The organism is Psychrobacter sp. UBA2769, from assembly GCF_002352555.1.
Classification (GTDB): domain Bacteria; phylum Pseudomonadota; class Gammaproteobacteria; order Pseudomonadales; family Moraxellaceae; genus Psychrobacter; species Psychrobacter maritimus.
The window spans coordinates 1-12,459 of sequence record NZ_DEIR01000008.1 but is presented as its reverse complement, the minus strand read 5'-3'; the positions used below and the strand labels follow the sequence as shown (position 1 = coordinate 12,459).

The window sequence follows — 12,459 nt, the reverse complement described above, 5'->3', positions numbered from 1 at the left end:
GACAATTATCTTTAAAGGTTAGCGCTTTTTTATGGACAGCGTTTAAATAGCGCTTAGGCGGCTTTTAGTATGTCTATGAAGAGGGTTCTAAACTTGGCTCCGTAGCATCCGCAATCGGATTGATAGGACCTTGCATCAGCTGTGGTTCATCTTTATCACTAATGATATCTTCGTTAGCACTACTGGCTAGTAAGTCGCGATAATTGATTTGCGTTTTAAGCACCAATTGTTCTTCTTCAAGCTCGCCGTAATTGACCTGTACCTTATGTAAGGTGCTGATGATTTTCTTATTCTTTTTCAGCCAGCGATTGATATCAAGATATATGATTTCCTCTTTGGCGCGGGCAATATTGATATAAGACAAAATAAAGCCTAACGGGTCTTTTTTCAGTACACTATGATAAAACCAGATAAAAAGCTTGATACCTTGGCGTTTGATAAAGGATTCGCAGCGTAGATTAAGGACGTCGGTATAAGTCTGCTGACCAAACACAAGGCGCTGAACGTTGCGATCAAGCTGTACATGAACCAAGCTAAAATTACTCGCCACCTCCGCATAGATACCGGCAGCATCGACAGTACAATACAGGCGAAACCAGTCATCATGTATCTCAACGCGCAGCTCTAAAATGGCTTTGACATTGTCTGTGACAAACTTTTGCAGGGCATCGTTGACGTAGGTTTGGGCCACCGGCAAGGATATTTCATCCTCAAGCTTATCGGTGGTTTTGTTATAAATGTTTTTAATCGCTTGGGTAAGACGCTCCCAGCCATCACTAAATGACTCGTCAAAACGGTAGCCAATATTTTCAAAGAATTCATCAAAACTGTCTGAATCATTTATATTGTCCATATTATCAAAGTTACTCAAACTTATTATCCTTATAATGATGGGGTTCGTCACCTAAGCGTGAAACTGCACCTGTGTTTATATTTCATATTATGCAGGCGTAAAATTCGTATTTGCTAATAGCTCACTTATAAAACAGTATATATGAAAAAGGTAGCGTGCAAAATGAACGTCTAGGTTTTGTCTGATTGAGCAGGCTTACTATTTGCTCTAGCTGATGCGAGGTAGTTAGAGAGTACGTCGCACTTAATATGCAGTAGTTAATATAAAACCGTTAACATAAACATCAGCTGATAGATAAGCAAGTAGCAAGTTAAGAGCTGCAGTATACGGTTGTGCTAGCGACACAATTCTTTGTCATGTTATGATAGCGCCGGCATTGGTCGACAGGTGCTTATATTATCATGCTTCTTGCCGATAGCCCTTATATTCATTAGTTGAGAACAACTGTGGCCTCCATTAAAGACTCGCAAAGCTACCATTTTTCGGCGCAAGCACCTAAGCGTGATATCGGCTTGCCGATGGCGATTGTGATTGCCGTCAGTGTCCATGCGCTGGTTATTTTTGGGATTAGCTTCTCGATGGGGCAAGACCCTGCTGGCATGATGCAAGATGTTGCGAAAGCGCTGACCGATAATATGCAACCAAATGAAGATGCACAATTTATTGCCAATGCTTCACAAGAAGGCGGCGGTACCGTGCAGGATCAACTGCGCCAAGAGACCGACCAGAGCAGTCCATTATCTGCCGAACAAATGAGCGAAACGCAAGATGTGATTAGCTTGCAGCGCCAAGTCCGTCAGCAGCGCTATCAAGAAAGCTATCTGCGTACGACGCTAAGTTGGCGTGAAGCAAGCGTCGAATCTGATAACGATAGCAAGCAAGAACAAGATGATATGAAGGCGCAAGAAGAGCGTCTGCGTAAGCAAATTGCTACTTTAGAGGCCCAGCTGTCTCAGCGGCAACAGCTGTATGCGACCAAATCAAAAGTCGTGACCGTCGATAGCAATTCGACAACGCGCGGTGCGGCAGCGGACTATATCAATACCTTTCGTGAGCACGTCGAGCGCGTCGGTAACTTGCAATATCCTGCCCAAGCGCGCGCCCAAGGTATCACGGGCGAAGTACGCTTGATGGTCGTCATCGGTAATGACGGTAATATTAAAGCCATTCGTTTGCTTGAGAGTTCAAACTCAACGATATTAGATGAGGCCGCCAAACAATCGGTCAGACAAGCAGCGCCCTTTGGTAAATTTACCGAAGATATGAATGATATCGTCGAGTTGCGTCTGATACGTACGTATCGCTATAGTGATAAAGTAGACATCACTTATTAAGCTCATTGAGAGCCTGAAATATTTTATCGGGCTTTAATTTAGCTTTAACTTCAATTTAGCGTTAAATAATCATAAATATCATGTTTATAACAAAGTATTTATAAAAATACATTTTTAAAAATCAGTAATAGAGTAAAGAGTCAGTATGGAATTTTTAGGTTTTACCCTTGATATAGCCAGCTTAACAGAGAGTGCTTTGAGCATTGCGCTTAAAATTGCTTTTGCCTTATTGATATTTATTGTTGGGCGTTGGTTGGCAAAAAAAGTCGTGACCATCAGTAATCGCATTATGTTACGTAGCCGTTTAGAGGCGACGGCGGCCAACTTTTTAAGCCGATTATTATATGGTTTATTATTGGTTGTCGTGATTTTGGCAGCGCTGAGTAAAGTTGGCGTACAGACCACGTCGGTTGTCGCTATCTTAGGCGGTGCAGCGGTAGCGATTGGTTTGTCACTGAAAGATCAGCTATCGAATTTTGCCGCTGGTATCATGATTGTGACTTTTCGCCCGTTTGTCCGCGGCGACTATGTACAGATTAGCAGTTATACCGGTACGGTGACCGAAATCACCTTGGTCAATACCCATTTAACGACCATTAATAATCACGACATCATCATTCCAAATGGCGATATTACTACCTCAGCGGTGATTAACTATACGGCGTTGCCGAACCGCCGCGTCGATATCACGGTCGGTATCGGTTATGATGCCGATATCAAAACTGCCAAAGATATCATGCTAAATTTGGCAAAAAATAATCCAATGGCGTTTACTGATCCTGCACCGGTGGTACGGGTGACCAACTTGGGCGACAATTCAGTCGATTTAACTTTAAATGTTTGGACCACCAACGATGATTGGTGGTCGATGCAATGCGATTTATTAGAACAATTCAAAAACGCCCTTGATGACAATGAAATTGACATTCCATTCCCGCAGCGCAGTGTGCATGTTAAAGGCTTAGATCAGATGATTAACCAGATGGATCAAGCGCAAAAAACCATGTTAAAGAAAAGTTAAACGAGTCTAAAAATCTTAGAGATAAGGGTTTGGTAGGCCTAACTCTGCCAAAATAGCAATCTCAAAGCTTTCCATCTCATCTTGCTCGGCTTGTCCGAGCTCATGGTCAAAGCCCAATAGGTGCAGTATGCCATGTATCAATAAATGGCTAATGTGCTGATTGACAGTCTTGTTTTGCTCAGCAGCTTCACGTACCACTACGCCATGACAAATCACCAGCTCACCTAGCGGTAACGTTGGCATCAAGCCAATGATTGCCGCTGGTAAGTCGCTTGGGTAGGATAGAATATTGGTGGCATAATCTTTGCCGCGCGCCTCTAAATTAAGCTCTTGCCCTTCCACTGCATCAGTAATATAGATATCTAGCGCTTTCGATTTTTCTTGCCATACTTCAGTATCGATATCGGCATAATAAGGCAGCGTCAGACCATTTTTAATGCGCTCATCTATATTATCCAAAGTCGCCATCATGACCTTTAATAAGTTTTCGCGATTATAAAAGCTCTCAAGTATATCGTCATCAATACTATCGGCGGCGCTGATATCAAGTACAGCTAAGCTGTCATCATTATTAAAGCTACTATTAAAACTGTCATTAAAGGTGTTATTCAAACTGTCATTAAAACTACTATTAACATTATCATCAACATTATTGTCAGTATCATTCTGTTCGGCTTGGCTCATGCCATTATCCTTTTTTTATCAATATTAAAAATATTTAACAATAAATATCTAACAATGAACTACCCACTACCTTAGAGGTAGGGATTTCTTAGGTAATACCCATACTTGATACGGTATTCTGTATCAGCGGTTAGGTAAATTGACTAAGCTAACTCCGTCGCACCGACGGTTTTGAGTGTGGCCAGTTTCAAACCCTCATTGAGAATGTTGATACTGGCGTTAATGTCCCGGTCATTGGTTTGCAAACAACTAGGGCAATCCCATGATCTTAATGACAAGGGTAATTCAGCCTTGGTCAGTAAGTGGTTGCAGCCTGAGCAGGTTTTAGAGGATGGATACCATCGGTCTATTTTAACAAGCGTTTTGCCATACCATTGCGCTTTATAAGCAAGCATGGTGGTGAATGTTGACCATGAACTGTTTGATATGGCTTTGGCGAGTTTATGGTTCTTAACCATACCCTTGACGTTCAAATCCTCTATGGCAATCACATCGTGGTTTTTGATGAGATTAAATGAGAGTTTGTGTAGAAAGTCAGTGCGGCTATTGGTTATTTGCTCATAAACTTTAGCGACTTTAAATTTTTGCTTTTGATAATTGCGACTGTCACTAAGTTTGCGATTAGCAACTTCGGCAACTGCTCTACGTTTGGCTAAAATCTTTTGTGCGCGAGCTAACTTGTGTTGCAACTTCGATAAAAACTTAGGATTAGCTACTTTAGTGCCGTCCGATAAGACGATGAAGTCTGTCAATCCTAAATCAATGCCAATATTTGATTGGGTGTTTGGTAGTTCGTCAACGATGGTTTCCACCAACACGCTTGCATAATACTGACCTGTGGCGGTCTTGGTAATGGTGGCACTTTTGATCAAGCCATTCATTCTATTTGGAAGCTTGGCTTTAATATGACCGATTTTAGGCAGCTTAACGGTATTGTGCGTGACGGCCACTGTACCCTTTTGGTTGTTTGTGGTGTAGCTATCGCGTTGCCCTTTTTTCTTGAACTTGGGGAAGCCTGTGCCGTTTTTAAAGAACGACTGATAGGCTTTTTGCAAATGACGTTCAACTTTTGACAACGCCAGGCTATCGACCTCTTGTAGCCACTCAAACTCTTTTTTATACTGAGCAGGGTAGTTTTTGAGGGTTGTTTTAGTTTCTTTATAGTGCTCAATCTTATCGCTAAGCATCTTATTCCAAATAAAGCGCACACAGCCGAATGACTTGGCAAAGAATACTTGCTGGTCAATGGTCGGATATAGTCTGACTTTATAGGCTTTTAGGATTTGCTTTGGCATCGCTGCTTGTTGTTAATAAGTGGTATGATTATTAATTATAATACCATAGGTAGTAAGGACTGCTACCAATAACGCATTCATCCCGCTACTTTAGAAGTAGGGGCTTTCTGCGCGGTTTTTGGTAAAAAACCGGATATCTGAACTGACCCCCAAATCTTGGACGGTTTAAGTTTGTATCAAGGACTGAGTTCTGTACTTAACAGGGCTCAGTCCTTTTAGTTTAAACTGAATTCTCTCATGATTGTAGTAGTGAATATACTCATGAATCTGTTTTTCTAACGCCTCAATCGAGATTGGCTTATCAATATAAATAGTCTCACACTTTAGCGTACCGAAGAAGCCTTCCATCAGCGCATTATCGAGGCAGTTGCCTTTTCTGCTCATACTCTGCTTAATCTTATGCTTTTTGAGCGTCTTTTTAAACAGCTTCATCTGATAATGCCATCCTTGATCTGAATGTAGCATTAGCTTCTTATCACGACTGGCTTTAGTCTTGTCTAGCGCACAATCAAGCATTTGGCTGACCAAATCATAGGTTGGCCTTCTTGAGAGCGTATAACTGATGATCTCATTATTAAAGCAGTCGAGTATTGGCGATAAATATAACTTATCATCACCAACCTTAAACTCGGTAATATCAGTGAGCCAACGTTTATAAGTTCTACCTGCTTTGAACCGGCGCTTTAAACGATTCTTCGCTATTTTGCCTTGTTGTCCTTTATATGAGCGCCACTTTTGCCGTCGAATCTTTGCACTGAGCTTCAGCTGTTTCATGAGCTTGGCGATAAGCTTGTGGTTATGATGAACCCCTAACTGCTTTAGTGCAGCCGTTATTCTACGATACCCATATCTGCCTTTATGCTGATGATAAAGGGCAGTGATATGCTGCTTTAAATCACTGTACTTATCTTTAGTCCAAAGCTTTGCTTTGTGATAGTAGAAACTGCTCCTTGCAAGTTCTGCTATGGCTAGTAGATCAGATAATGGATGATGCTCTCTTAATCCTTCGATGAGCCTTGCTTTGTCGTAGCTTGTTCCCTTTCCCGAAGCCGTGCATCTAGCTTTTTTAGGTAGGCATTCTCCGCACGCAGATATTGCAGTTCACGCTTAAGCTCTGTAGGCGTCTTTTCATTATCTGGTTTGTCTGTGATAGGAGAGGTCATGGTGCTACTACCTTTATATTTGGGTGTGAGTCCAGACATACCGTAGAGCCTGTAAGCCTTATGCCAATGGCTAATAAGAGCAGGTGAGCTGATATGAAATTTAAGTGCCGTTTGAGATTGGCTCAATCCTCCTGCCAACATCGAAGTGATCACTTTATATTTGAAATCAGCACTGTATGTTGTCTTACTGGTTTTAGGCTTGATGGCGTCTATACCACCGCTTTGATATTGTTGAACCCATTTAAATACCATCTTGTCGTCAAGTCCAAACTGCTTGGCTGTAGAAACGCCAGTATGTCCTTGCCAATAGTATGCAATGACTTTGATCTTAAAGTCTAGATCGTAATGCATAAAATAACCCCCATAAGTTGTGTCCAACTTATGGGGGTCAGTTCACAAATCCGGTTTTCTTGCCATATTTTCTTAAGTTTTCTCATATAACTATATTAAGATAACTTACAGCTTAGCAGCTGCATCGGTTATTGCCTGTTTGCGCTCTTGCTCTTTCATGCGCTCAAACTTACGCTTCTCTTGCAAGGCGAGTTGTTCTTCATCAAAGACATCATAAGCTTCGACGATTTTTTGTACCAATTGATGGCGTACGACGTCTTTTGAATCAAACTTGGTGATATGAATCTCTTCAATACCGCTTAGGATTTCCATCGCTTGCGCTAAACCAGATTTACTACCGCGCGGTAAATCGACCTGCGTAATGTCACCAGTAATAACCGCACGTGAACCAAACCCTAAGCGCGTTAAAAACATCTTCATTTGTTCTGGCGTGGTATTTTGCGCTTCATCCAAAATGACAAATGAGTTATTCAAAGTACGACCACGCATATAAGCAAGCGGGGCGACCTCGATGATTTGCTTCTCAAGCATTTTGCCGACTTTATCAAAGCCAAGCATCTCATATAGCGCGTCATATAAAGGACGCAAATACGGATCGATTTTTTGCGTTAAATCACCCGGTAAAAAGCCTAGCTTCTCGCCAGCTTCTACCGCAGGGCGTACCAGTAAAATACGCTCAATCTCATTGCGTTCTAGCATATCGACAGCACAAGCGACGGCAAGATAAGTTTTGCCAGTACCGGCAGGTCCAATACCAAACGACACATCAGACGATAAAATATCTCTCACATAACGCTGCTGATTGCCACCGCGCGGAATGATTTTACCATTACGGGTGCGCAGGCTAACTGGCGTAAAGTCACTGGCAGCATCCAAGTTGTCTGCATCTTCCTCGTCATCTAATTCTTCATCGGCTGCTATATCTTCATCGCGTGAGATACTCGATTGGATGATTAAGTGCAGCTCTTCTGCGCTGATATCTTTGCTGTTTTGCGCTTCATCGACCAGCTTATAAATAATACGTTCGCCGCGCTCAACACCCAATATATCGCCGCTCAGGCAAAAGTCGCCTTGGCGTTGGCTGATTTTAATATCGAGGCGTTCTTGGATATATTTCATGTGGTTATTATATTCGCCGAGCACGGTTTTAAGCTGTGCTGGGGTCAACGATTCGAACTTTATACGGCGGCTCATGGAATCAGTCAAGCGATTATCCTTGTATTTGGTTGCCCGCTGCTATGGCCAATCTTCTATGGTTTGGTTAATAAATGGCGATAGATTAACGGGCTTCAGAGATAAAATAATTAATTGTGTTTCATTGCTTTTAAATAGTTTTTATAACGTTTGTTGCTTTTATGACGGTTGCTTAGCTGAGAGAAATTAAAATGACGGTAAATGGCTGAGAAAAATGGTTATTCGTAAAATGACTGGTAATAAGTAACTATCCTGCCTTCATTATGGTAGATAGATTTTAAAATTCAAGCGATATAAGGGAGGTAGCGCTCTGTTTTTGTATGGCGATTGCAACTACTGACTGCGTTTTTGCTGTTTTTAATGTTGAGTCATTTTAAAGGCCAGTGTTTTGTAGGTTTAAGCTTTCTAAGATACAAGCCGTTTTTAGATAATAGGTGAGTATTAGAAATCTTTTACACTCGCTGAGGATACTGTCAAGAGCACAGCATGCGCGGTAATTTGTGGTAATCTATTGCTTAGATAAGACAGCTATAAAAGCCAAGCTGAAAAGCGGCAGACAACGATAAATTTTCCAAAAAAACAACATTTTTGAGTGCGTATTCATCACGTCTAAACGCGTGTTAAAAGGATCATATTAGGAATAATAACCATGCAAAATACTGAAGCAAATTTGTCAAAATCCAATCATGTTAAATCTAGTCATATTAAATCTAGCCATGTTAATAAAGCTGCTATGACTGAGCAGCAAGTGCTTATCGCGGGCGGCGGGCATGTCGGTTTATCGTTTGCATTGTTACTTGCCCATCATGGTATCGCTAGCACCTTGCTGGAAAAAAACAGCTATCCAACCATCAGTCCTAATGATGATGCTAAGCGTAGCCATTATTTGGACAGCCGTAATACCGCATTGTCACGGCGCACGGTACAGATTTATCAAGAGATTGGGCTATGGGCTGAGCTACAAAGCCATGCCTGTCGCATTGATGCGGTACAGATCAGTGAGCAAGGCAGCTTTGGACGCGCGCAATTAAATAAAGCTGAGGAGCAGGTCGAATCGTTCGGACAAGTGATGGAAAATGCGTGGCTTGGACGTAAGTTGTTACTGGCTGCCCAGCAAGAGCCGCTGATTACTTTAATTGATAATGCCAATGTGATAGCCGTTAGCCAACAAAGCGATGGCGTGACGCTAAGCTTTAGCTATTACGGTGAAGAAGAGCATGAGCAGCAATTGCAGGCCAGCGTATTAGTCGCTTGTGATGGTCGTGACTCTACCGTGCGTCAGCTATTAGGTATCAGCACTACCACTTATGATTATAAGCAAACCGCTATTGTTGGGGTGGTAGAGACCGATCAGCCGCATGAACATATTGCCATTGAGCGCTTTAGTCCGGCAGGGCCGCTTGCGGTGTTGCCATTGACTGATCCAGAAGGCGACGGCAATGATGAGTACCAAAAAGGTTATAGACGCTCGGTAGTTTGGGTTTGCCCAACTGGCGAAGAGACACAATATCTAGAAGATGATGCGCATTTCTTGGCGACCTTGCAGCAAGCCTTTGGTGAGCGCGCTGGTACGTTTAAAACTGCTGGTCGCCGCGGTGCTTATCCATTAACGCGGGTACTGGCAGACAAACAAGTCGATGGTCGCTGCGTCATCATGGGTAACGCGGCTCATACCTTGCATCCGGTCGCTGGACAAGGGTTTAACCTCTGTATGCGTGATGCCCATGTATTGGCGCAAATGATGAGTCAGCAAGTGCTCAAAGGTGAAGACATTGGTAATCCGACTTTGCTCAAACGTTATGAAAAAGCTCGTCAAACCGATCAAAAGCGCGTGATTCGCTTTTGTGATGCCGTCGTACATGGTTTTACGCATCCAAACCCAGCGGTGAAGCTGGCACGTAACGTGGCTTTGGTTGCCTTTGATAAACTGCCGAACATTAAGCCATTGATTGCCAACTATGCGATGGGCTTGAAGTCGTAGTTCGACATACGGGTAAATTATTAAGCAAATAAAATCTATCATTTCAGCTGCTGCTAAACTACATAAATATGAGCGGATAGCATGAATAACGCGACAAAGGATGTTTTATGAAAAATAACCATACGCTCATTATCGGCGGCGGTATCGTCGGTGCAACCCTTGCGCTGAAACTGGCACAAGCTGAAATGCCAGTGACCCTCATTGATGCGCGCCCGCAACGTAATGAATCAGATTGGCAGCAGGTGCTTGGCAAGCGGGATGCGCGTGTTTATGCATTAAGTCTTGCCAGTATCAACTTACTCAAAGACGTGGGCGCTTGGCAAAAGATAGCGGCATCAGAGCGTAAAGCCGATTATTCGCAAATGCAGGTTTGGCAGCTAAACGGTCGTGGCGAGCTACTGTTTGGCGATAGTGGCGATAACAGTAATGGCAATAATAGTAGTAATGACAGTAATCAAAGCTCTGAGCCAAAAATGCTCGGTAGTATGGTTGAGCCCGCAGTTATCGAATATGCATTATGGCAGCGTTTATCTGCCGCTGATGTCAGCCAGTATTTAACTGTTATCGATGGGCAAAAGGTTGTCGATATGGACTGGCTTGGTAGCGCGCAAGGTTACCGTGTGACCTTAAATAATGGCAGTGTGATTGACGCGCGTTTATTGGTTGGTGCTGACGGTCGCAGCTCGTTTGTGCGTAAGCAGGCGGCAATTGAGCTAGATGTACTCGATTATAAGCAAACGGCGATTTGCTGCGCCATTCAAACTGACAAGCCGCATCGAGCGACTGCTCGTCAAGCCATGCTACCAACTGGTACATTGGCATTATTACCACTTGCTGATATTACTGATGAAGATAAAGCCAACCCGCAACATTGGCAGTCGATTGTATGGACATTGCCACGCAACCAAGCGTTGGCATTGTTGGAAGAAACGCCTCGCTATATCGCTGATAAATTGGCTGCTGCTAGCAATTATGAGCTTGGCGCTATCCGCGAGATTGAATCCATCGCCAGCTTTCCGTTAGCAGCGCAGCAAGCAAAAAGCTACGTCGCGGATAACTTAGTATTAATTGGGGACGCCGCACATGGTGTGCATCCGCTGGCAGGTCAGGGGCTGAATTTGGGTATGCTCGATGTGAAGGCATTAAGTGAGCAACTCACCCATGACTATGCCCGCAGTGGCAACAAGCTGTGGGGTTCGAACCAAACCTTGCGGAGCTATGAGCGTCTGCGTCGTCCGCATAATAGTCTGATGATGCATAGCTTTTCGGCGCTTAATTGGCTGTTTGCCGGCTCGCTTGCGCAGATGCGTCCGATTCAACAACTTCGTAATGAAGGTATGTATCGCGTCAGCAAAATTAAACCATTGATGCAGTTGTTTGCGAAGCAGGCAAGTGGGGTCTAGGGGTTTAAACTGAACGTTTTATATGAACTAAGGATGGCGTATGAAAAATAATTCATGGATGACGATAGGCGTGGTAATAGCTAGTTTTATGTTAGCTTCCTGCCAATCTGTACCCAAAAACACCATAATCAATAAAAAGGCAGACAACACACCTAAAGTCATGATAGAGCCACATGCAGATACAGACAGTGATGGCGTCCCTGACATCATAGATAATTGCCCGAACACCCCTAAGGGTGTGGTGATGGATGAGTATGGTTGTCCTCTCACCACTATTGGAACTGGTTTACAAATGGAGTATCGTGCCTTTTTTGCTAAAGGTAGCAGTGAACTAACATCTAAATATCAGGTTGAACTGGATAAAGTAGCCGCAAGAATGAAAGAGTATGATAGCGCTATTTTTAAAATTGAAGCGCACATTTCAGAGGATGAAATTAATAAAGAGTTAAGCTCACTACCTAAAAACAGAGCACTGATAATCAAAAACTACCTTTTATTAAAGCATAGTATAGAATCTAGTCGATTGATGACTTTAAATTGTGATGCTAGAGCGCCCATTGCACCTAATGATACTGAGGAGGGTAGAGCTTTTAATCGTCGGGTTTATGGTTTATTAACTGAGCCTGATAGTGACTATCCTATCAATTTAAAAGACGGCATCTGCGTTGAATTTTAAAGAGAGTTGTTATTGATAAATAGCTGTCATCTCAACATAAACAAAAAATTGTTTTTGAATGTATTCAGAGGGGGTAATGATGGGAATGAAAAACTGTAGCACTTTATTGCTACTAGCAGTATCTATAACGTTAACTGGTTGCCAAACCACTACAACTGCGCCGTCTAAAGAGTTACCTCAACATGAAAACATCAGGACGATGCAAGCAGAAGTTGATTCAGATGGTGACGGTGTACTTGATGCTATAGACGAGTGTCCTGAAACGCCACCTAACGTAGTGGTCGATGCGAAAGGCTGTCCAGTAGAGGTTTATACAGGTTCGCTAGAAATGCAGTTGCAAGGATTTTTTGAACCGATGAGCAGTCAATTATCTGACGAATATGATCAAGCATTTGCAATAATTGAAGAAAACCTTCATGAGCAACCAGATGCTAAGGTTTTTATTTTTGGTCATGTAGCATCAAACGAGCTTGCGATAACGCCTAATAAAAATAATTTATCGCG

The 12,459-nt window shown here is 42.8% G+C and carries 11 protein-coding genes and 1 pseudogene; 6 read left to right on the top strand and 6 right to left on the bottom strand.

Going from position 1 to position 12,459, the window contains the following annotated elements; all coding sequences use genetic code 11:
* Positions 1-73: 73 nt before the first annotated feature.
* Positions 74-853: a hypothetical protein gene (locus B3Q63_RS02940; protein WP_296173661.1), complete on the bottom strand. Its 780-nt coding sequence runs from the start codon at positions 851-853 to the stop codon at positions 74-76.
* Between the two features lie 446 nt (positions 854-1,299).
* Between B3Q63_RS02940 and B3Q63_RS02935 the strand changes: the two genes are divergently transcribed.
* Complete coding sequence (locus B3Q63_RS02935) at positions 1,300-2,187, top strand: energy transducer TonB (RefSeq protein WP_296173575.1); 888 nt, start codon at positions 1,300-1,302, stop codon at positions 2,185-2,187.
* A gap of 145 nt (positions 2,188-2,332) precedes the next feature.
* Entirely contained in the window at positions 2,333-3,208 is an 876-nt protein-coding gene (locus tag B3Q63_RS02930; protein ID WP_201628734.1) for a mechanosensitive ion channel family protein, read from the top strand.
* A 15-nt stretch (positions 3,209-3,223) separates the two neighbouring features.
* On the opposite strand, the gene ybeY is transcribed toward B3Q63_RS02930, so the two are convergent.
* The 5 genes from ybeY to B3Q63_RS02905 all read right to left on the bottom strand — a co-directional run bounded on the left by ybeY (position 3,224) and on the right by B3Q63_RS02905 (position 7,895).
* Complete coding sequence (ybeY, locus tag B3Q63_RS02925) at positions 3,224-3,892, bottom strand: rRNA maturation RNase YbeY (RefSeq protein WP_296173570.1); 669 nt, start codon at positions 3,890-3,892, stop codon at positions 3,224-3,226.
* A gap of 143 nt (positions 3,893-4,035) precedes the next feature.
* Positions 4,036-5,187, bottom strand: coding sequence for an IS200/IS605 family element RNA-guided endonuclease TnpB (gene tnpB / locus B3Q63_RS02920; protein ID WP_296173567.1), 1,152 nt, complete (start codon positions 5,185-5,187; stop codon positions 4,036-4,038).
* 165 nt (positions 5,188-5,352) lie between these two features.
* Entirely contained in the window at positions 5,353-6,198 is an 846-nt protein-coding gene (locus B3Q63_RS02915) for an IS3 family transposase (protein WP_296173658.1), read from the bottom strand.
* A complete protein-coding gene (locus B3Q63_RS02910; RefSeq protein WP_296173563.1) occupies positions 6,186-6,701 on the bottom strand; it encodes a helix-turn-helix domain-containing protein in 516 nt (171 codons plus the stop codon). Before B3Q63_RS02910 ends, B3Q63_RS02915 begins: the two co-directional genes overlap by 13 nt.
* Before the next feature lie 105 nt (positions 6,702-6,806).
* A complete protein-coding gene (locus tag B3Q63_RS02905; protein ID WP_296173655.1) occupies positions 6,807-7,895 on the bottom strand; it encodes a PhoH family protein in 1,089 nt (362 codons plus the stop codon).
* A gap of 733 nt (positions 7,896-8,628) precedes the next feature.
* On the opposite strand from B3Q63_RS02905, the gene B3Q63_RS02900 reads away from it, so the two are divergent.
* The 4 genes and pseudogenes from B3Q63_RS02900 to B3Q63_RS02885 form a co-directional block, all read left to right on the top strand.
* The gene (locus tag B3Q63_RS02900) at positions 8,629-9,876 is read left to right on the top strand and encodes a UbiH/UbiF/VisC/COQ6 family ubiquinone biosynthesis hydroxylase (RefSeq protein ID WP_296173652.1); all 1,248 of its coding nucleotides are present in this window, start codon (positions 8,629-8,631) and stop codon (positions 9,874-9,876) included.
* Positions 9,877-9,983: 107 nt separating this feature from the next.
* A complete protein-coding gene (locus B3Q63_RS02895; protein WP_296173559.1) occupies positions 9,984-11,279 on the top strand; it encodes an FAD-dependent monooxygenase in 1,296 nt (431 codons plus the stop codon).
* Positions 11,280-11,319: 40 nt separating this feature from the next.
* Positions 11,320-11,955, top strand: a complete 636-nt coding sequence (locus tag B3Q63_RS02890; RefSeq protein WP_296173557.1) for an OmpA family protein — start codon at positions 11,320-11,322, stop codon at positions 11,953-11,955.
* An 85-nt stretch (positions 11,956-12,040) separates the two neighbouring features.
* A pseudogene (locus B3Q63_RS02885) lies at positions 12,041-12,459 on the top strand (hypothetical protein); the annotation flags it as partial.